The organism is Streptomyces capoamus, assembly GCF_014654935.1.
GTDB classification, from domain to species: Bacteria; Actinomycetota; Actinomycetes; order Streptomycetales; family Streptomycetaceae; genus Streptomyces; species Streptomyces capoamus.
In genome coordinates this window covers 447,736-468,000 of the sequence record NZ_BNBF01000001.1, presented here as the reverse complement: position 1 = coordinate 468,000, position 20,265 = coordinate 447,736, and the positions used below count along the sequence as shown (strand labels likewise).

Annotated in this window: 13 protein-coding genes; 9 read left to right on the top strand and 4 right to left on the bottom strand. The window is 74.1% G+C overall.

What is annotated here, in order from left to right:
• Nucleotides 1-21 precede the first annotated feature (21 nt).
• The 4 genes from IE312_RS02085 to IE312_RS02070 all read right to left on the bottom strand — a co-directional run bounded on the left by IE312_RS02085 (nucleotide 22) and on the right by IE312_RS02070 (nucleotide 5,696).
• Nucleotides 22-1,410 (bottom strand): vWA domain-containing protein, encoded by a 1,389-nt coding sequence (locus tag IE312_RS02085; protein ID WP_189978217.1) that lies wholly within the window; start codon nucleotides 1,408-1,410, stop codon nucleotides 22-24.
• A 38-nt stretch (nucleotides 1,411-1,448) separates the two neighbouring features.
• The gene (locus IE312_RS02080; protein ID WP_189977702.1) at nucleotides 1,449-2,705 is read right to left on the bottom strand and encodes an AAA family ATPase; all 1,257 of its coding nucleotides are present in this window, start codon (nucleotides 2,703-2,705) and stop codon (nucleotides 1,449-1,451) included.
• A gap of 101 nt (nucleotides 2,706-2,806) precedes the next feature.
• Entirely contained in the window at nucleotides 2,807-4,273 is a 1,467-nt protein-coding gene (locus tag IE312_RS02075; protein WP_189977701.1) for a hypothetical protein, read from the bottom strand.
• A 136-nt stretch (nucleotides 4,274-4,409) separates the two neighbouring features.
• Nucleotides 4,410-5,696: a PAS domain-containing protein gene (locus IE312_RS02070; RefSeq protein ID WP_189977700.1), complete on the bottom strand. Its 1,287-nt coding sequence runs from the start codon at nucleotides 5,694-5,696 to the stop codon at nucleotides 4,410-4,412.
• A gap of 270 nt (nucleotides 5,697-5,966) precedes the next feature.
• On the opposite strand from IE312_RS02070, the gene IE312_RS02065 reads away from it, so the two are divergent.
• From IE312_RS02065 to asnB, 9 genes are all read left to right on the top strand, one after another.
• On the top strand, nucleotides 5,967-7,340 hold the full coding sequence (locus IE312_RS02065; protein WP_189977699.1) for an ATP-grasp domain-containing protein: 1,374 nt from the start codon (nucleotides 5,967-5,969) through the stop codon (nucleotides 7,338-7,340).
• A complete protein-coding gene (locus IE312_RS02060) occupies nucleotides 7,337-9,349 on the top strand; it encodes a PEP/pyruvate-binding domain-containing protein (RefSeq protein WP_189977698.1) in 2,013 nt (670 codons plus the stop codon). The genes IE312_RS02065 and IE312_RS02060 overlap by 4 nt, the downstream gene beginning before the upstream one ends.
• Nucleotides 9,350-9,357: 8 nt before the next feature.
• Nucleotides 9,358-10,680, top strand: a complete 1,323-nt coding sequence (locus IE312_RS02055) for an MFS transporter (RefSeq protein WP_189977697.1) — start codon at nucleotides 9,358-9,360, stop codon at nucleotides 10,678-10,680.
• 611 nt (nucleotides 10,681-11,291) lie between these two features.
• Entirely contained in the window at nucleotides 11,292-12,770 is a 1,479-nt protein-coding gene (locus IE312_RS02050; protein ID WP_189977696.1) for a sugar transferase, read from the top strand.
• Nucleotides 12,771-12,846: 76 nt separating this feature from the next.
• The gene (locus IE312_RS02045) at nucleotides 12,847-14,172 is read left to right on the top strand and encodes a nucleotide sugar dehydrogenase (protein ID WP_189977695.1); all 1,326 of its coding nucleotides are present in this window, start codon (nucleotides 12,847-12,849) and stop codon (nucleotides 14,170-14,172) included.
• Nucleotides 14,162-15,427, top strand: a complete 1,266-nt coding sequence (locus IE312_RS02040) for a glycosyltransferase family 4 protein (protein ID WP_189977694.1) — start codon at nucleotides 14,162-14,164, stop codon at nucleotides 15,425-15,427. Before IE312_RS02045 ends, IE312_RS02040 begins: the two co-directional genes overlap by 11 nt.
• Nucleotides 15,417-16,769 (top strand): Wzz/FepE/Etk N-terminal domain-containing protein, encoded by a 1,353-nt coding sequence (locus IE312_RS02035; RefSeq protein WP_189977693.1) that lies wholly within the window; start codon nucleotides 15,417-15,419, stop codon nucleotides 16,767-16,769. Before IE312_RS02040 ends, IE312_RS02035 begins: the two co-directional genes overlap by 11 nt.
• Nucleotides 16,766-18,316 carry a Wzz/FepE/Etk N-terminal domain-containing protein gene (locus tag IE312_RS02030; RefSeq protein WP_189977692.1) on the top strand — a complete coding sequence of 517 codons (1,551 nt, stop codon included), beginning with the start codon at nucleotides 16,766-16,768 and terminating at the stop codon, nucleotides 18,314-18,316. Before IE312_RS02035 ends, IE312_RS02030 begins: the two co-directional genes overlap by 4 nt.
• A 3-nt stretch (nucleotides 18,317-18,319) precedes the next feature.
• Entirely contained in the window at nucleotides 18,320-20,254 is a 1,935-nt protein-coding gene (asnB, locus tag IE312_RS02025; RefSeq protein WP_189977691.1) for an asparagine synthase (glutamine-hydrolyzing), read from the top strand.
• The last annotated feature ends 11 nt before the right edge of the window (nucleotides 20,255-20,265 follow it).

The following is a 20,265-nucleotide window of genomic DNA, read 5'->3' as shown; positions in this document are numbered from 1 at the left end:
CGGCCAGGGGCGGACGGGGGCTCAGCCGATGGTGACGACCCGCGCCCAGGGCGGTGGGGCGCCGGGGAGGTAGTCGGGATCGTCCTCGTCCACGGCGCGCGCGGGGCGCGCGAAGAGTCCGACGACGGTGCGGCAGGGCGGCTGCGCGGCCGGCCAGGGCGTCTGGCCGTCGGTGAGGGCGACGATCACGTCCGGGCGGGGCCGGGAGCCGAGCGCACGGGCGAAGCCGGAGCGCAGATCGGTTCCGCCGCCGCCCAGCAGTTCGATGTTCTCGGCCCGGCACAGCGGCACGGCGACGTCGGCCGCCGCGTCGCAGGAGATCACCGAGACGAGGTCGCGCCGCCCGCCCACCGCCCGTGCGATCGCCGCCACCTCCAGCAGGGCGCTGCCCAGTTCGGCGTCGCTCACCGACCCGGAGGTGTCGATCACCACGCAGACCCGGGGCGGGGTACGGCGCAGGCTGGGCAGCAGGACGCCGGGCAGGCCCGCCGAGCGCCGGGAGGGGCGCCGGTAGCTGTGGTTCTCGCCCGCTCCCGGCGCCGCCGCCGCCGAACGGACGGCCGCGCCCAGCAACTGCCGCCACGGCTGCGGTGGGTGGAACACCTCCTGCGCCCACCGGCGCCAGCCCTCCGGTGCGTCGCCCGGCCGGCCCTTGATGCCCTCGGCGACCCGGAAGCGGACCGCGTCCCGCTGCTGCCGACTCAGCCCGTGGGCGCCGTCGGGTCCCAGCTCCCACGGCCGGGCCTGCCCGTCGGCACCGCTGCCGCAGTCCAGCCAGGCGAGGTCGGCGGTGAGCCCGGACATCGAGGCCGTCCGCAGGTACTCCTCCATCAACAGGCCGTCGGGCAGGCGCAGCAACGACGGCAGGACCGCTCCGGCGGGCCGGGGCAGACCGTCGCCGTAGATGTCGTCGTTGATCTCGAAGTCGGCGGCGATGTTGCGTCGCAGCCTCTCCCAGCCCCCGGCCGCCGGGGTCCCCGCCCCGGTGTCCTCCCCCGGCCCGTGCCCCTCCCCCGGCCCGGGCCCCTCGTGCTGCCCGGGCCCCTCGTGCTGCTCGTACTCCCGCGCGTACCGCTCGCCGCGTCCGTGGTGGTCCCGGAGCAGGTGGGAGACCTCGTGCACCCAGACACCCGCCAGCTGTTCCACCGGGGTGCGCGCCACGAAGCCGGGCGAGACGTAGCAGCGCCAGTGCGCGTCCACCGCCATCGTCGGCACCGAGCGGTCCTCCACGACGTGCAGCGCGAAGAGGGCGGCGGCCAGGTAGGGCCGTACCTTCACCGCATGCAGCCGCGCGGCCAGCAACTTCTCGGTGTCCAGGGGCGGTCCGGCCTGCTCGTGCCGGCCGCCGGGGCCGGCCGGCGGTCCGGGTACGGCGGCCCGCACCGGGCGGGGCGGCGTGGGCGGGGCCATCGGGTAGGGCAGCGGGACCGGGCGCTTCGCGGCCCCCGTCACCGGCGCGACCCCGTGGTACGCCCGGCACCTGCCGTGGCCCGGACCACCGACCGGTCCGCGCGGCGGGCGACGCCGGCGACCCCGGCCAGCCGCTCCACCGTCTCGGGCACCTCCCAGTCGTCACGCCGCAGTCCGGCCAGCGCGGTCGCCGGGGCGACCAGCAGGTCCGGGGGACCGGTCTCCAGGGCCCGGGCCAGCACCTTCCAGGCGGCCTCCCACCGGTCCCGCTCCGGTCGGGCGCCGACGGCGGCCACCACGGCCTCCAGCGCGGCCTGCCGCAGATCGCCGCGTTCGGGCAGTTCGGCGCAGGGGGGATCGGACAGCAGCGACTCGGGGTCCGGCAGGTCCATCCGGTCCAGGTGGGCGAGGAGTTCGAGCCCCGGGCCGTCCCCGACCGCGCCCCGTACCAGCAGGGCGAGCACTTCCCGGGAGACCCCGGCCGCCGTGCCGAAGGCCAGCAGGGTCAAGGCGGCTTCCCAGCTGCGCGGTGACGGCCAGGCGCCGCCGCGCCGGGTCTCGGTGCTCGGCAACCGGTGGATCAGGGTCGGCCGGGCCCGGAGGAAGCCGCAGACGGCGCGCCGGGCGTACGCCACCGCGTCCGGCAGCCGTTCCTGCGCGAGCCGGGGCAGCCGCGCGCGGGGCCAGACCCCGCCGAGTCCGCGGACCACCACGTCCGGGTCGTGCACCCAGTACAGGTGCACGAACCGGTTGGCCAGCGGCGGGCTGAGCTCCCAGCCGTCCGCGGCCGAGGCGCGCGGATTGGCGGCGGCCACGATCCGTACGCCGGGCGGCAGTTGCAGCGCACCGACCTTCCGCTCCAGGACGACCCGGAGCAGTGCGGCCTGGACGGCCGGGGTGGCGGTGGACAGTTCGTCCAGGAAGAGCAGCCCCTTCCCGGCCCGTACCAGCTCCACGGCCCACTGCGGTGGCGCCATCGGCACGCCCCGCACCGCCGGGTCGTCGCCGACGACGGGGAGCCCGGAGAAGTCGGACGGCTCGTGGACGCTGGCGATCACGGTCGTCAGCGGCAGGTCGAGGGTGTCCGCGAGCTGGGTCAGGGCCGCGGTCTTGCCGATGCCCGGTTCCCCCCAGAGCAGCACCGGCAGGTCGGCCGCGACGGCCAGGGTCAGCGCTTCGAGCTGCTCGTCGGGGCGCGGCTCGGTGGTGGTCGTCCGCAGCAGTTGCAGGAGGTCGTCGGCGAGGGAGAGCTGGGTGTCCGTCACAGGGGTGGGCAGGAGGGCGCTGGAGGTCATGGCATCACCTGGTGGTGTCGGGGAACGGGATGGCCCGTCCGGTCGGCATGGGGCTGCGCGGCGTCCGAACACGCCGGAGGCGCGCGGGAGTCGGGAGGGGGTCAGCGCGACAGGCCGGTGCGCGGCCGGGTCCGGCTGATGCGCTTGCGGAGCAGGTCGTCGGGCACGCGGCGGCCGAGCCGGGGACGATGGCCGGCGTCGGCGTGTCCCGTGCCGGGGGCGGCCTCGGCGGCGGGGTGCACTCGGACCAGCCCCGAGCGGAAGAGACCGTGGTCGACCCGGCGGGCCGCGGCCGACTCCAGTTCCCGCCGCAGCGGGCCGTCGGGCAGGACGGCGCCGGGACCGAGCAGCCCCTCCACCACGGCCAGCGCGCCGGCGATGTCGCCGTGCAGCAGCCGCTCCCGCACCGCGGGCAGCTCCTCCGGGTCGCGGTGGACGGAGTCGATCACTCGCACGCAGGGCAGCGCCGGCCCGCCGAGGGCCACCAGGATCTCCTCGCGCCGGAGTTGGGACGGCTCGTGGTCGATCGCCGTGAGCAGCCCGTCCCGCAGCGCGATCCGGTGCATCTCGCCCCGGCACTCCACCTGGTGCGGATCGCCGGGTGCGCGGGCGGGCAGGGCCGCCGGTGCCGGGCCGGGACCCGCCAGTGCCGCGGCGACGAGCGGATGCAGCCGGCCGGCCGGGACGAGCCCGGCCCGCAGCAGCTGGAGGTCCGGCAGGACGCGGGCCGCGGCCTCGGGGAGCACCGGGAGCGCCGCCACCTGGTGCACGGGGGGCGCTTCCGGCAGCGGCCGCAACGCCGGGGCGTGGCTGTCGTCGGGGGCGACGAGTTCCAGGACGGCACGGCTGCGCGCGCCGAGCCGCACGGTGAAGGGCCCCCGGGGGAGCCCCTCGGCGCGCAACAGCAGCTCCGCCTCGGCCGCCCACCGGTCCACCGCCCACGACGCGCCGGAGCCGGCGGCCCGGTCCGCGAGGTCCGGCGGAAGGGTGCCGGCGTCCGCGCGGGCCCGGCCGGGCGGTGTCGTGTCCGCTCCGCTGCGCCGCGCGAGTTCGCCGCTGCGTCCGGCGTCCCACAGGTGCCGGTGCAGGTCGAGGCGGAAACGCCGGTCGGGATGCGGGTGCGGGTGGTGCCGGGGGGCGCCGGCCGCGGTCCCCTCCCACAGCGCCAGGGACATCCGCTGGCCGGCATCGGCCCAGGCCGGCGGTGTGCGCACCACCAGCTGCAGCGGTGGGGCGTCCGGGCCGCCGTAACGGGCCAGGCAGAGGGTGAGGCCGGGCCGGAGCCGCCCGTCGGGTGCGCTGCGCGGCATGTGCCAGCGCAGCAGGTCGGGCGCCAGCCGGCGCAGGTCCGCCCGGAGGCGGGTGGCGACTTCGGTGCCGTGGCGGTCGCGCACGGCGCGCAGATCGAGATCGGTGTCGACGCGGGCGGCGGCGCAGGCCCCCGACCAGTCACCGGCCGCACGCCGCGCGGTCGCGGTCTCGATCATGGACGGTGGTACGGCGTACTCGCGTACGCGCTGCCACATCGCGAGGTGGGACGGGACGTCGTTCGCGCAGTGAGGTGCCATCAGCACTCACCTTGCGCGGACGATTCCCCCAATCCGTACGAGGAGAAGTTCTTCATCCCGCGCATCATAACCACACGGGTGAGCAACTGTCCCCGGTGATTTTCCCGTGCCCGCGCGTCCTGGGGCGTTTGCCGCCTCAGACCGGGCTGAGCGGGTGCGCGGCGCTGGTGGACCGGGGCGGCCAGGTCTGCGGGGAGAGGATGCCGAGCACATAGGCGCGGGCGACCAGGGCGGGGCGGGTGGCGGCGCCCAGGAGGTGGCGCAGGCGGCGCAGGTGGTAGTCGACCGTCTGCCGTGACAGGTGCAGCGTCCGCGCGATGTCCGCGTTGCTGCGCCCGCCGGCCAGCAGGGCGAGGATGCGCACCTGGGTGGGCGTGAGCGGCGGCTGCGCCTCCTGACGCGGTCCCACATGGGTCAGGACGGCCCACACCCCGGACACGCGCTGCGCCCCACCGGGCACCGCGCTCAGGTGGACGCACACACGGCGCAGCCCGCTGTCCCCGTCGACCAGGACCGCGGCGGTCCGGGCGCTTCTGCGCCGGCCGCCGACGAGGTCGTCCCAGATCCGGTGCAGGGCCCCGCGTTCGGGTGTTCGCGCGAGGAGGCGGTCGGCGGGCAGCCCGATGAGTTCGGGGAGGCGGACGCGCAGGAGGTCGGCGACGGTGGTGCCGGCCTCTCCGACCAGTCCGTCGGCGGACAGGCGGGCGCACAGCAGCCCGCTGTGGTCGCGCAGGGTCCGTAAGTCCTGTTCGGCGCGGCGTCGTTGGTCCAGGGCCCGGGTGGCGTCGGTGACGTCGACGTAGATGCCGGCCACACAGCGGCGGCCCGCCCAGCGGACGGGGAAGCGGTACCCGGCGGCCTGTCCGGGAGAGCCGTCGGGGCGCCGGTAGGCGAGGGTGTGCCGTACGGGACCGGCGCCGGTCAGGATCTCCTGGTCCAGGGCCAGGAACCGGGTGGCGTCGCCGGGTCCGTCGACGTCGGCGAGGTGGCGGCCGATCACGGCGTCGCGCGTGGTGCCGTACAGGTGGGCGTAGGCGTGGTTGGCCCACAGGTAGCGGCCGGTCGCGTCGCGCACGAAAGCCGCGGCCGGGGTGAGCTCGGCGAACGCGGCGTACGGGTTCTGCTCCGGCCGGCCGCTCACCTCGACCGCCACTCCCCTGCTGCCCTGCCGGGCGCCGCCGGCCTGCCGGGCCGGCCAGTTGACGTCGAAGGTGCGGCCCTCGAAGGACGTCTGGTAGGGACCCGCGTCCGGGTCCCCGGACGGTCCGGAGCGGTCGGCGCTGAGGGCTTCCAGGAAGCGGCGGGCGGTCCGCTCGTCGGCGAACGCGCCGCCTCCGCTGTCGACCACTTTCTGCCCGCAGTCGGCTTCCCACCAGGACACCGGAAGGGGCGCGAGCAGCGTCTTGAAATCGGCCTCGTCCACGGCCCAACTCCTTCAATTGTCCACCATGTCACGGTGAGTGACACCTCATGCGTATCCCGTAGCGCACCGGTCATGCGCGGTCGCGGCATTGCGGCATTTGCCTGAACGCCCCGCGGATTGCGGTGCCGGCGGGGTGAGTTGCGGCTGTTTCGCTGGAAGGAGAGCGCGGCGCGGCGGACTGCGGACCGGGGGGCGTCGCCGGCCGCCGCAGCCGTTTCGGGCGCGGCCCGCGCCCGGGACGTCGGGACGATCGAGGGAGTTGGGTTTTTCGTGAGCAGGGTGCTGTACGTGCATGCCAAGGGCGGCCCCCCGGCGGGGCACGCCCTGAGCCGGGTGGCCGCGAGGTCCGCGGTGCACCTGCTGGCACTGAGCGAGCTGCCGGCCGGCGTGGCGGCGCATGCCGCGCGGCTGTGCCACTCGGTCGTCACCCGCGCCGGCACGGAGGAACGCGATCTGGTCGAGCTCATCACCGCCCGCGCCCGCGAGGTGGGTGCCGACGCGGTCGTCACCTTCTCGGAGTACGCGGTGGTGGCGGTCGCCGAGGCGTCCCGGCGGCTCGGGCTGCGGGGCGCCGGGTCCACCGCCGCGCTCGCCCGGGACAAGCGGCTGATGCGCGCGGCCTGGGAGCGCCGCGGACTGCCCCAGCCCCGGTTCCGCTCGGTCACCACTGAGGACGAACTGGAGCGCGCGGCAGCGGAGTTGACGTTCCCGCTGCTGCTGAAGGCGGCGTGGAGCGCCGGTTCCACCGCGCACCAGATCATCGGCACGCCCGGGGACCTGCGTGAGGCCTGGCAGCGGTCGCGTGCGGTGATGGCGGAGTCGGCGCTGCTCGGCTTCGCGGAGCTGCACGTGGCCGGGGCCGACGGGGACTTCATCGTGGAGGAGATCGTCAGCGGCTGCGCCGCGGAGTGGTTCGACGGCTCCGGCTGGGGCGACTACGTCAGTGTCGAGGGCGTCGTTGCCGGCGGTGTGTTCCGCCCGGTGTGCGTGAGCGGACGGATGCCGACGGTGGCGCCGTTCACCGAGCGCGCCGGCATCACCCCGGCGGCCCTCGGGAGTGCCGCGCAGGCGGGGATCGTGGAGCTGGCCCGGCAGGCCGTGGACGCCCTGGGCCTGGAGGACTGCGGCACGCACACGGAGATCAAGCTGGGCGCGGACGGCCGCATGTGGCTGATCGAGACGGCCGCGCGGTTCGGCGGCGCAATGACGGTGCCGCAGATCGAGCAGGTCTTCGGGCTGGACCTGATCGGCATGTTCACCGATCAGCTGCTCGGTGGCGCTCCCGCCTGGCCGGCGCGGGCGCTGACCCCGGACGACGCCGACGGTGCGGCCGGGTCCCTGGTGGTGCTCGCCGTGAACGCGGACGGCTCGCCGTGGACCCGCCGCCACCGGTGGGACTCCGCCGCGGTGGTCCGCTCGGCCCCGGTCGGCGCCGGCAGCACGCTGTCCGTCGTCGCCGAGAGTTCCCTGCCGGACGGCTCCCTGGTGCCGGTGTACGACCCGGCCGCCGGCGCCAACACCATGGCGGCGGTGTGCCTGCTGTCGGCCGACCGGCCGCAGACCGTGGTGGACGACTTCACGGCGGTGGTGGACGCCCTGCCGCGGATCCTGCCGACGGACGTCACCCAGGCGGTGCGGGCATGACGGGCACACTGCACGAGACGGGCGTGCCGGACGCCGCGGGCGACCGGACGGTCGTCGGCGCCAACCTGTCGCTGCCGCTGTTCCGCGCGCTGTCCGGGGTGCTGGCCGGTCACCCGTACCTGAAGGTGGTCGTGGACCGCGCCGAGCACACCTGGCACCTGCTCGACACCCGGGTGCACCCCTTCCACGTCGACTACATAGCGACCCGTGTCCTCGGCAGGACGCTGGACGAACTCGACGCCGAGCTGGACGCGTTCAACGCCTCGGTGTACATGGACCCCGAACGCCGGTTCCTGCTGGGCGTGCTGTCGCTGCACACGGAGGAGGAGGCCGGGGGTTCCGAACGGCCCTTCCTGGTCCTGGAGACCACCGAGGCGGACACCATGCCCGGCCCGCTGCTGGAGGAGTTCTACCACTTCGTGCGCGGACGGGTGGACGGCCGGCTGCCGCTGCTGCTGAAGCCCGCTAACCACGGCCAGGAACAGGAACTGGCCGCGATCGGCGAGGCCCGGGTGCCGCGCGTCCTCAGCCACGAACTCTTCGGCAACCGGACGCGCACCTGCCTGAACCCGGGTGAGGCAGAGGGACGGCTGCGCTACTTCCGCACCGCCGCCGAGTACGAGAGCGCCGCCGCGGACCTCGGCTGGCCGGACATCATCGCCATGCCCCGCCTGCCCGACGACGTGCCCCGCGCCGCCGGATTCGTCAACACCGCGCCCACCACGCCGCTTTCGCACACCAACGTGCTGGCCGCCGGCTGGGGCATCCCGAACGCGATCGTCCGCGACCTCGACGCCGTCGTGCGGCGCGAGGGCCTGGACGGCGCGTGGGTGCGCTACCGCGTGCGCGAGGACGCCGTCACCCTGGAACGGCTGCCCGGGCCGCCGGCCCTGGAACGGCCCGCCTGGCACCGGCAGCGCATCCGTATCGAGACACCGCTGCTCCGGCAGGCCCCGGTCCTGGCGCTGCACCGGCTGCGGCGCACCGACCGGGACGGGTACGGCACCAAGGCGGCCAACCTCGGCGAACTGCACCACGTCCTGGACAGCCGCACCGCCGACCTGACGAGGTTCCACGCCCGCCCGCGTCCGCCGCGGCCCGATCTCCTCGGCCACCTCGCGGCCCGGCTCGGCGAGCCGGACGCGTCGCGGGAGCGGCTGCGGGCCGCCGCGGCGGAACACGTGGCCCGGACGGTCCGCGCACCGCGAGGGGTGGCGCTGCCGTTCCGGCTGCACCACCTGTTCCTCACCTCCTCGCCCGCGCTGCAACAGGGCATCGGCAGGCTGAAGATGGCGCTGGAGCTCGACGCGCTGGACGTGGTCGACTCGCTGTCCCTGCACCTGCAGCGCCTGACGTGCGCCACGGCGATGCCCGAGGAGGTGGCGCGGGCGATCACCGCTTCCGTGGCGGACCTCACCGCGGACGGCCGCCGGCTGGTGGTGCGCTCCTCGTCCAACGCGGAGGACCTGCCCGGCTTCTCCGCCGCCGGCATCTACGACTCGGTCACCACGGTGCACGGCACGGACCAGCTCATGGACGCGGTACGGCAGGTGTGGGCGTCGCTGCTGTCGCCGCGCAGCGTGCGCCTGCGGCACCAGGCGGGCATCCCCCTGGACGACACCTACATGGGGGTGATCGTCCAGGAGTACACGCCCGCCGAGCTGGGGGGCGTGCTGGTGACCTGCGACCCGACCCGGCCCGAGGACTTCCGCAACGTGTACCTCAACTGCACCCCCGGGTCGCCCGAGCGGGTGGTCGACGGCACCGTCCTGCCCCAGCAGTACCTGTACAACACCGTCGAGGGCGGCGGGCGCACGGTGGACCTCGGTTCCTCGCGCGAGGACCTGCCGGCGGCGGTACGCACCGCGCTGGGCCGGCTCGCGCTGACGGGGCGCCTGCTGCAGTCGCACTTCAGCGAGGCCGACTGCGACGAGGCCCTGGACATCGAGTGGCTGATGACCGCGGAGGGGACCTTCCACCTGGTCCAGGTCCGCCCCTACGCCCGGTGAGGCGCCGTATGTCCCCGTCGCGGTCGGCTTCCTCCGCGCCGGCGCCGTCCCCGGCCGCCCGCCGGATCATCCGCCTGAACAACGGGTTCCAGTTGCTGTTCAACCTGCTGTGGTGGATGCCCGTCTTCTACGCGTACCAGCGCGACGCCGGCCTGTCCGACGGGCAGATCTTCGGCATCCAGAGCATCTACTACATCGCCTTCTGCCTGTTCGAGATACCGACCGGGATCGTCGCCGACCGCATCGGCGCCCGCAACTGCCTGCGCGCGGGAGCGGTGGTGATGACGGCGGCGAACCTGCTGCCGGTGCTGGCGCCCACGTACACCGGTTTCCTCGCGCACTTCCTGGCCATCGCGGCCGGCCGGTCGCTGACGTCGGGCGCGGCGAGCGCCTACCTCTACGACGGGTTGCGCGCGGAGCGGGCCGGCGCCCACTACCTGCGGGCCGAGGGCACGGCGCGGGCCCTGGGGCTCGGCGCCAAGGTCGTCTGCTGGCCGCTCGTGGGGCCGCTGATGGCACTGGCGCCGCAGACCCCGTACGTGCTGAGCGCGGCGAGCGCGGCCGGTTCCCTCGGCTGCGCCCTCGTCCTGCCGCGGCTCGCCGGGGGCGGCCCCGGCGTCCGGCCGCGGTCCCCGGCGCGGCCGGGCGCGGGCTTCCTGCGGGACACGGGCGCCGCCCTGCGTGCCCTGCGGTCCTCGCCGTGGCTGGCCCTGCTCATGGTCCAGGGCGTCGCCGTGTTCACGTTGTCCCGGATCTGCCAGGTCAACCTGTTCCAGCCGGTACTCCTGCGGCACGGCATCGGGGAGGGCGCGCACGGCAGCGTGCTCGCGGCCATGACGGTCGCCGAGGCGGTGGCGTCGGCCCGCCCGCAGTGGCTGAGCCGCCGGGTGCCGCCGGTCGTCTGGGTGTCCCTGCTGAGCGTGGCTCTCGCCGCCGCCCTGGCGGGCACCGCCGTGGGCGGGCCGTGGACCGTGGTCGCCCTGCTGTGCGCGTTCGCCGCGATCACCGGGTTCGTCTACCCGGTGCAGCGCAAGCTCGTCAACGACGCCGTGCCGGCGAACGCGCCGCGTGCCACGCTGCTGTCGGTGGAGAGCATCGTGGACCGTGCGGTGTGCGCGCTGGCCGCGGTGGCCGCGGGCGCCTATCTGGCGGCGGGCCGGCTGGACGCGCTGCTGTGGCACAGTGCCGCGCTCACCTGCCTCCTGATGCCGGCCCTCCACCTGGCGCTGCACCGGGCCGGCCGGACCAGGCCCCCGCACGGGAAGGGCGGCACCGCCGCGGCAGCGCAGCCCGTCCCCCTGCCGGCCGACGAGGGTGCGGCACCCCGCTGAGGTCCCCCGCGCGCGGGCCGGAAATGTGTCTGCGACAACCGGACTACTGCCCACCGGTCTTTCCGGCGTACGGATTGTTTCCGGCCATGCGCACTGGACTTCAGTTCCCCGCCCATACGTTCGAAGATCGCTCCGGAATGGAAAGGATCATCGACGGGGCACTGTTCGACGGATCTCCTATTCGATCACCGGGAGAGCGCCCCGTCTCTCGTGATCCACCAGCTCAGATCATGAAGTGGCTCGATTCCACGGTGTTCGGCCGGCCGGGCCGCCGGAGCGCGCGGTGGCGTGAAGGCGCCCTTGATGGGTGACCGTTCAATTGATCAAGCTCCAAACCTTGAACACGAATTACACACATCCCCTCTCCATGGCCGTTGTGATGGTCTACATTGACCGTGCTTCAGCTGTTGGGAGGCAAGGCGACCAGTAATGATCTCAGGGGGTTGATCCATTACTGCTGCCACGAGAGGGCGTCGGGTGCGGGGAGCACCTGGGGCTTTTGAAATCACCCTGGACGTCACGCGCTAGGGGGGGCGGGAGGCGGGGGCCTCCCGAGGGGAGCAAACAGTGTTGGGCGAAAACGTCGAATCACTGGGAACCTGGGGGGTTCTGTGCGGCAAGGGGGACTTGTCAGCTCGTTTCCGTCGACGCGCGGGCGTCTGGAGAACGGGGCGATCAGCCGGCCCGCGATCGAATGGGAACAGCGGTACCGCCGTACCGTGATCATCAGCGATACCGCGGCCACCGCCTTCGTGGTAGCGGCCATCGGCAACTTCTTCGGGGCCCGGGACGCGGCCAACTGGCACGAGAAGTGGGGAATTCTCGCCTTCGGCACCGAACTGCTGGTATTGGGGGCGCTCGCGGTCAGCCGGGCGTGGGCTCCGGCCGTGCTCGGCCAGGGAGCCGAGGAATTCCGCCGGCTCGGCCGCTCACTGTTCACGGCGACTGTCGTACTGGCTCTCGGCGGAATCGCCCTGACCTCGCGGAACATCAAACTCTGGATCTTCGTCGCGATCCCCGCGATCGCGCTCGTCACCATGACCGCGCGCTATCTGCTGCGCCTCTGGCTGCACAAGCAGCGCAAGGAAGGACGGTGCCTGCGGCCGGTGCTGGCCGCCGGGAGCCCGGCCACCGTGCTCGACCTGATCACCCGGACCCGCAAGTTCCCCCACCTCGGCTGGCGGGTGGAGGCGGTGTGCACGACGGACGGGCTCGGGTTCGACGGCGACCACCTGGACGGAGTGCCGGTCGTCGGCCGGCTGCCGGACGTCGCCCAGCACGTCCGGCACGACGGCTACCGCGTCGTCGCGGTCACCCCGGACCCGCACTGGTCACCGGACCGGCTGCAGCGGCTGGCCTGGAACCTCGAGGGCAGTGAGGCCGAGATGGTCGTGGCCCCCGTGCTGATGGAGGTGGCGGGCCCACGGCTGCACGTCGACGCGGTGCTCGGCATACCGCTGCTGCGGGTCAGCATGCCGACCTTCACCGGAGGCCGCCGGGCGGTCAAAGGAGTCGTCGACCGGACGGGCGCCGCGCTCCTGCTGGTGCTGTTCGCGCCGCTGATGGTGCTCGTCGGGCTGCTCGTGCTGGTGGACAGCCGGGGCGGGGCGTTCTACCGCCAGCGCAGGGTCGGCAAGGACGGGCGCGAGTTCACCATCCTCAAGTTCCGCACCATGGTCCCCGACGCCGACCGGGCGCGGGCCGAGCTGGCCGACCGCAACGAGGGCGCCGGCCCGCTGTTCAAGCTGCGCCGGGATCCGCGGGTGACCCGGGTGGGAGCGGTGCTGCGCCGGTACTCGCTGGACGAGCTGCCGCAGCTCTTCAACGTCCTCACCGGATCGATGTCGCTCGTCGGGCCGCGGCCTCCGCTGCCGGAGGAGTGCGCCGCGTACGGCCCGGACATCCGGCGGCGGCTGCTGGTCAAACCCGGACTCACGGGCCTGTGGCAGATCAGCGGACGCAGCGATCTGTCGTGGGAGGAGGCGGTCCGGCTGGACCTGCGGTACGTGGAGGACTGGTCGCTCGCCCTGGACACAGTGATCTTGTGGAAGACGCTGCGGGCGGTGCTCCACGGGCAGGGCGCCTACTGAATGCGTGCCGGGCCGTCGTCCGGCCCGGCATGCGAACCGCAGGCCAGGAGGCCTGCCTTGGGGGGAGGAACGAGTCATGAAGGTCAGCGTTTTCGGGCTCGGCTACGTGGGCTGCGTGTCGGCCGCGTGCCTGGCCAGCATGGGACACGAGGTCATCGGGGTGGACGTCAACCAGGTGAAGGTCGACCTGGTCAACGACGGCAAGGCCCCGGTGGTCGAGGAGCGCATCGGCGAGCTCATCGCCGACGTCGTGCGGAGCGGGGCCCTGCGCGCCACCGGCGACGTGCGCGAGGCGGTCCTGGGCAGCGAGGTGTCGCTGGTGTGCGTGGGCACGCCGTCGGAGCCCAACGGCAGCCTGTGCACGACCTACTTGGAACGGGTCACCGAGCAGATCGGCGCCGCGCTCGCCGAGGGGGGCGGGCAAGGGGGCCGGCACACCGTCGTCTTCCGCAGCACCATGCTGCCCGGCACCTGCCTGAACCTGCTGGTGCCGATCCTGGAGAAGTACCTGGGCGGCACCGCCGGGGCGGACATCGGGATCGCCGTCAATCCGGAGTTCCTGCGCGAGGGCACGAGCGTGCGGGACTTCTTCGACCCGCCCAAGACCGTCATCGGCGAGCTCGACCCGGCGAGCGGTGACGCGGTGACGGCGCTCTACGCCGGCCTGCCCGGCGAGGTGTTCCGGGTGCCGATCCCGACCGCCGAGGCGATCAAGTACGCGGACAACGCGTTCCACGGCCTCAAGATCGGGTTCGCGAACGAGCTGGGCGCGGTGTGCCAGGCCCTCGGGGTGGACTCGCACCAGGTGATGGACGTGTTCCTGGCGGACCGCAAGCTGAACATCAGCCCCGCCTACCTGCGGCCCGGTTTCGCCTTCGGCGGCTCGTGCCTGCCCAAGGACCTGCGCAGCCTGGTCCACGCGGCGCACCGGGCCGACGTCTCGGTGCCCATCCTCGCCCACGTGCTGCCCTCCAACTCCGACCACCTGCAGCGCGCGGTGGAGCTGGTCGAGCGCACCGGCAAGCGCCGGGTGGGCCTGTTCGGGCTGTCGTTCAAGCCCGGCACCGACGACCTCCGTGAGAGCCCGCTCGTCGAGCTGGCGGAGCGGCTGTTCGGCAAGGGGTACGACCTGAAGATCTACGACGCCAACGTGAGCCTCTCCCGGCTGCTGGGCGCGAACCGCGAGTACATCGAGACCCGGCTGCCGCACCTCGCGCAGCTGCTCGCGGAGTCCGTCGAGGAGGTGCTCGAACACGGCGAGGTGTGCCTGGTGGGCACCCGGGACCCGGCCGTGCTGTCGGCGCTCCCCCATGGCGACGCTCCGGTGATCGTCGACCTCGTCCGCCTTCCCGACGCCGAAGCGCGCCGGGCCGAACCGGGGTACCTGGGCCTTGCTTGGTGACACGACCGGCGGCGGCCGGGGCCGGCGCGCGCTGATCCTGGTGGAGAACCTGTCGGTGCCGTTCGACCGGCGGGTGTGGCAGGAGTGCACGACGCTGCGCGACGCGGGCTGGGAGGTGCACGTCATCTGCCCCCGCGGGACGAAGCGGGACACGGAGGCCGAGGCCGTGGTCGACGGGGTGCGGATCCACCGCTACCCGTTGCGCGCGGCCACCGGAGGGCCGGCCGGCTACCTGCGGGAGTACGGCACGGCGTTGTGGCACACGGCCCGGCTGGCCCGCAAGGTCGGCCCGGTCGACGTGGTCCACGCCTGCAACCCGCCCGACCTGCTGTTCCTGCCCGCGCTGTGGCTGAAGCGGCGCGGCGCCCGGTTCGTCTTCGACCAGCACGACCTGGTACCCGAGCTGTACCTCTCCCGGTTCCACCGCGGCGAGGACCTGCTCTACCGCGCCGTGTGCGCGCTGGAACGGCTGACCTACCGGGCGGCGGACGTCGTGCTCGCCACGAACGAGAGCTACCGGGACGTCGCGGTGCGCCGGGGCGGCCGGCGGCCGGGGGACGTCTTCGTGGTGCGCAGCGCGCCCGACGTCGACCGGTTCCGCCCGGTGCCGGCCGAGCCGGAGCTGAAGCGCGGCAAGCCCCACCTGCTGTGCTACCTCGGGGTCATGGGCCCGCAGGACGGCGTCGACTACGCCCTGCGGGCCCTGGCCAGACTGCGCGAGGAGGTCGGGCGGACGGACTGGCACGCGGTGTTCGTCGGCGCCGGTGACACCTTCGACCAGATGGTGGAGCTGTCCCGGCGACTCGGGCTCGCGGACCACGTGGAGTTCACCGGGCGCATCCCGGACGCCGACCTGGTGCGCTACCTGTCCACCGCGGACGTGTGCCTCTCCCCCGACCCGCGCAATCCGCTCAACGACGTGTCGACCATGAACAAGGTCCTGGAGTACATGGTGATGGGCCGGCCCATCGTCTCGTTCGACCTGAAGGAGGCGCGCGTCTCCGCCGGTGACGCCGCCGTCTACGCGCCCGCCAACGACGAGGCGCGGTTCGCCGAGCTCGTCGCGCTGCTGCTGGACGATCCGCAGAAGCGGGCCCGGATGGGCGAGATCGGCCGGGAGCGGGTCAGCGGACCGCTCTCCTGGCGCAATTCGCAGGCGTCGCTGCTCGCCGCCTACGCCGCTGCCTGCCGTGACCGCTCCGCGGTGCCGGCCCCCGGATCCGCGCAGGGAAGAGGCAGCGCAGTTGAGCGATGACACGATACGCCTGGTCACGATCGGACGGATGGTCCGCCGCCGCTGGCGGCTCCTCGTCCTCCTCGCCCTCGTGGGCGCGCTCGCCGGCTACGGCACCTCGCTGCTGTTCCCGCCGCGCTACACGACGTCGGCGTCGGTGCTGCTGCCGGGTGCGTGGGAGGAGCGCGAGCTGCTCACCCAGACGGAGATCGCGACCAGTTCGGTGGTGGCCGACCGCGCTGCCGCCAAGCTCGGCTGGGCCGGGGTCGACGGCAGGGAGCTGCGGGACCGGGTGAGCGCCCGGGCAGCCGACGGCAACATCATCGACATCTCCGGCACGGCCGAGACCCCGGAGCGCGCACAGCAGCTCTCGGACCAGGTGGCCCGGCAGTTCGTCTCGTTCGCCACCGAGATCGTGGGCGACAACACCGACCCCGAGGCGGCGGCCCAGCTGGAGGCGCTGCGGCAGACGGTGAAGCAGACCAGCCGTCGCATCACGGAACTGGCCGGCGCGGCCGACCCGGGGCGGACCGTGGAGAGCGTGCAGGCCCGCACCGACCTGGAGAAGCTGCGCACCACGCTGCAGGAGGCCATCACCAAGCTGGACCAGGCCGACCCGGCCGCCAACAAGGCCGGCATGGTCGTCATGGGGCCGGCGCCCCGGCCGGCCGGCGAGGCACCGCCGACACGGACGCAGCTCGCCGCCGGCGGGGCGCTGCTGTTCCTGCTGCTCGGGTTCATCGGCCTGCTCACCGCCGCACGGCTGAACCGCCGCCCGCGCACCGAACCGGAGATCGCCGCGGCCCTGGGCTCGGCGGTCCTCGGCAGCGTCGACGTACCGGAAGAACGGCCGCAGGACCGTGGCCCGCGCACCCGGATCCGCCGGCTGCTGGGCATCGACGTCCGGTGGGACATGCCCGCCCCGCACTCGTCCGACGAGACGGCCAGGCAGCTCCGCTACCGGCGGGTGTGCGCCCGTGTCCGGGACCGGCTGCCCGCCCCCCGGCGGTTGCTGGTCGTCGTACCGGACGGTGACGGGACCGCCCGCCGGGCCGCCGAGCAGCTCGTCGCCGCGGCGGGGAGCGACCCGCTGCTGCGGGTGGCGGAGGTCTCGCTGTCGGAGCCGGTGGTACCGGACCGCGAGCACGAGTCCGGTGTGCTGGCCGTGGTCAGCGCGGGCCGCTGGACGGCGGGGGAGCTCGCCGGCGTCACCGAGGCGTGCGCGGACGCCCGGCACAAGGTCGTCGGCATCGTCGTCGCCGGCACCGTCCGGGTGCGTGCGGCGCGGAGCGCCGGCCGTCCCCGGGACGCGGCCGGGCCGCCGCTCGCGGTCGGCGCCGACGCGGGGGGAGGTACGAGGTGACGACGAGTACGACACCGGAGCCGTCGGCCGCCGCTCCGCTGCTGGACCTGCAGGCACTGGTCGTGGCGGTGCGCAGACGGCGCCGTCTGTGGTACTGCGCGGCGCTTCTGGGGCTGCTCGTGGGTGTGGCGGTGGCGGTCCTGCTGCCACCGCGGCCGACCGCGGTGACCAAGGTGCTGGTCGCGCACCAGGAGGACCAGCCGAACGACCCCGGAACGCTGATCCGCACCGACGTCGCGCTGCTGCACACCACGCGCATCGCCGGCGCGGCCCTGAAGTCCCTCGGGTCCCCGGTGAAGCCGGAGGACTTCATGCAGGACTACGGGGGCGTCGGCCTGACCAACAACCTGCTGCAGATCACGGCATCGGCCGACAGCGACGCCGAGGCGGTGGCCCGCGCCCGGGCGCTCGCCGACGCCTTCGTCACGGACCACGTGAAGCGGATGCGGGAGGCCGCGGACGCCGAGTCCAAGAGCCTGCTCGACCAGCGTGACCGGCTGCAGCGCGAACTCACCCAGGTCAACAAGGCCATAGGGGACGGATCGCCGCAGAGCGGACCGAAGGCGGCGGCGAACCTGGAGTCACTCTTCACCCGCCGGGCCGAACTCACGTCCCGGATCGCCGACTTCACCCAGCGGGCCGCCGAGGCACGCGTCGGCACGCCCCGGCTCGTCGCCGGCACACAGGTGGTGGACGCCCCGCACGCGGTGCGGCACTCCCTGGCCGGGACGGCTGCCACGGACGGTGTGATCGGGCTCGTCCTCGGACTCGTCCTGGGACTCGCGGTGGCCGCCGTCGGCACGGTGGTGGCCGACCGTCCCGTGCTGCGCCGGGACATCGCGGCGCACCTCGGTGCCTCGGTCGTCGCCGAGCTGCCCGGCCGGCCGGGACCGTGGCGGCGCCGGCGGGCCCGGGCGGTGCGGGAACGGCTCACCGGGTCCCTGGCCCGCACCGTGCGCACCTCCGCGGAACCGGTGTCACTGCTGGAACTGGGCTGCGCGCGCAGCGCGAGCGGGATCGCTTTGGACCTCGCCCGGGTGCTGGCGGCGCAGGGCCCGGTGGCCGTCGTCGACGGTCTGCCCGGTCCGCAGCTCGCGGGCCGCCGCCCGAAGCCGGGAGACCCCGCGGTGGTCGGCGCCGAGCGTGCCGCGGCCCTGCCGCCCGGGGAGCGCCGCCTCGGCGTCGGCTCGGTGGCGCCCGGCACGGCCTGGACCGACCTGCGGTACCTCGGCACCCGGACGGTGCTCGTGGTGCGGGCCGGGCACGGCAGCGCGGCCTGGCTGCACACCGTGGCCCGGCAGCTCGCGGACCAGCGGATCGCGGTGGCCGGTGTGGTGCTGGTCGACCCCGATCCGCGGGACCGGACCGACGGCACGCTGTGGGACGGGCCGTACACCGCGCTGCGCGGCCACCACGAACTCCCGGCCCAGCAGAGCGGTGGGGGGGCCTCCCACGCCGTCCCGTCGGTGGGGGACGGCCGGCATCGGACGGAGCGGCTGCCGATCAGGGCGGCCCGCGTCCCGGACAGCGAGCAGGAGGCGCGGTAACACATGTGCGGCATCGCAGGCACGTACCGGTGGCCGGACGGAAAGGCCGTGACCGACCGGCTCACCGAGATACTCGCCCACCGCGGACCGGACGGGGCGGGCCGCTACAGCCACCCCGCCGGTGACGGCGAGGTGCACCTCGGGCACCGGCGGCTGGCCATCATCGACCTGTCCGGGACCGGCGCCCAGCCGATGGTCTCGGACGGCCTGGCCCTGACGTACAACGGGGAGCTGTACAACGCGCCGGAGCTGCGGGCCGAGCTGGCCGCCGCCGGGGTGCGCTTCCGCGGGACCTCCGACACCGAGGTGCTGCTGGAGGCGTGGCGGCGCTGGGGCACGGACTGTCTGCCCCGGCTGCGCGGCATGTTCGCCTTCGGGATCTTCGACGAGCGCAGCGGTGAGCTGGTGCTCGCCCGCGACCAGCTCGGCATCAAGCCGCTGTTCCTGCTCCGGCGCGGCGCCGGCCTGGTGTTCGCCTCCGAGCTGAAGGCGCTGGCCGCCGTGGCTGGCGGCTCGCTGGAGGTGGACCCCGCGGCGCTGGTGGCCTCGCTGCTGTACTACTGGGTGCCGGACTCGCGGTGCGCGTTCCGCGAGGCGGAGAAGCTGCCGCCGGGGAGCTGGCTGCGGTGCCGGCCCGACGGGCGGGTGGAACGCGGCCGGTTCTGGCAGCTGAGGGACGTCGCCGCCGAGGCCCGGCAGCGGGCCCGCGAGGGCGAACGACCGGACATCGCCGCCGTGGTCGAGGAGTCGACGCGGCGTCACCTGCTCTCCGACGTCCCCGTGGCGACCTTCCTGTCCGGCGGCCTGGACTCCAGTTACCTGACCGCGCTGGCGGCGCGCGAGCGGCCCGGGATCTCCGCCTACACGATCGGGTTCCGAGCCGAGGACGCCCGGTTCGAGGCGATGCCGGACGATCTGCGCTACGCGCGGCGGGTGGCCGAGCGGTTCGGCGTCGACCTCCACGAGATCGAGATCGCCCCGGACGTGCTCGACCTGCTGCCGCGGATGACGTACCACCTGGACGAGCCGATCGGCGATCCCGCCGCGATCAACACGTTCCTGATCTGCTCGGCCGCCCGGGAGGCCGGGGTCAAGGTGATGCTGTCCGGGATGGGCGCCGACGAGCTGTTCGCCGGTTACCGCAAGCACCTGGCCAACCTGATCGCGCTGCGCTACCAGCGGGTCCCGCGGCCCCTGCGGCGCGGGATGTCCGCGGCCGTGGACCGGCTGCCGGTGGCCACGAGCCGCCGGGGGTACCGGTCGGTGCGCTTCGCCAAGCGGTTCCTCTCCTTCGCCGACCTGCCGGAGGAGACCGCGTTCCGGCGCAGCTACACGATGTACGACCGGGGCGAGTTGCTCGCCCTGCTCGATCCGGACCTGGCCGGGACGGTCGAGGACGTGCTGACCGAGCACGCGGACACCTACCGGGACAACGACCTCGACGACTTCGTCAACCGCATGTGCCTGACCGACGCCCGGATGTTCCTGCCGGGCCTGAACCTCGCGTACACCGACCGGTCGAGCATGGCCGCGTCGACCGAGGTGCGGGTGCCGTACGTGGACGTGGAGGTGGTCAAGGCGGCGTTCGCCGTGCCCGGGGACCAAAAGATCGTCGGGCGGCAGGGCAAGGCCGTCCTGAAGGAGGCGGCCACCTCGGTCCTGCCCCGGGAGATCGTGTACCGGCCCAAGGGCCTGTTCAGCGCCCCGCTGCGCGCCTGGATGAGCCGGGACCTGGCACCGCTGGTCCGGGAGGTGGTCAACGACGGTGAACTGGTCCGCTCCGGGTTCCTGCGCCGTGACGCGCTGGCCCGGCTCGTCGCCGAGGACGCCGCCGGGCAGCGGGACTTCTCCAAGCATCTGTGGCATGTGCTGACCCTCGAGTACTGGTACCGCGGCGCGACCTCCCGGTCCGGCCAGCACTCCCCGTCGACGGTGTAGAGACAAGAGGA

Bases quoted from the DNA above. Each gene is read 5' to 3' on its own strand.
- IE312_RS02085 (WP_189978217.1), bottom strand. From the start codon at position 1,410: ATGGCCCCGCCCACGCCGCCCCGCCCGGTGCGGGCCGCCGTACCCGGA.
- IE312_RS02080 (WP_189977702.1), bottom strand. From the start codon at position 2,705: ATGACCTCCAGCGCCCTCCTGCCCACCCCTGTGACGGACACCCAGCTC.
- IE312_RS02075 (WP_189977701.1), bottom strand. From the start codon at position 4,273: ATGGCACCTCACTGCGCGAACGACGTCCCGTCCCACCTCGCGATGTGG.
- IE312_RS02060 (WP_189977698.1), top strand. From the start codon at position 7,337: ATGACGGGCACACTGCACGAGACGGGCGTGCCGGACGCCGCGGGCGAC.
- IE312_RS02055 (WP_189977697.1), top strand. From the start codon at position 9,358: ATGTCCCCGTCGCGGTCGGCTTCCTCCGCGCCGGCGCCGTCCCCGGCC.
- IE312_RS02045 (WP_189977695.1), top strand. From the start codon at position 12,847: ATGAAGGTCAGCGTTTTCGGGCTCGGCTACGTGGGCTGCGTGTCGGCC.
- asnB (WP_189977691.1), top strand. From the start codon at position 18,320: ATGTGCGGCATCGCAGGCACGTACCGGTGGCCGGACGGAAAGGCCGTG.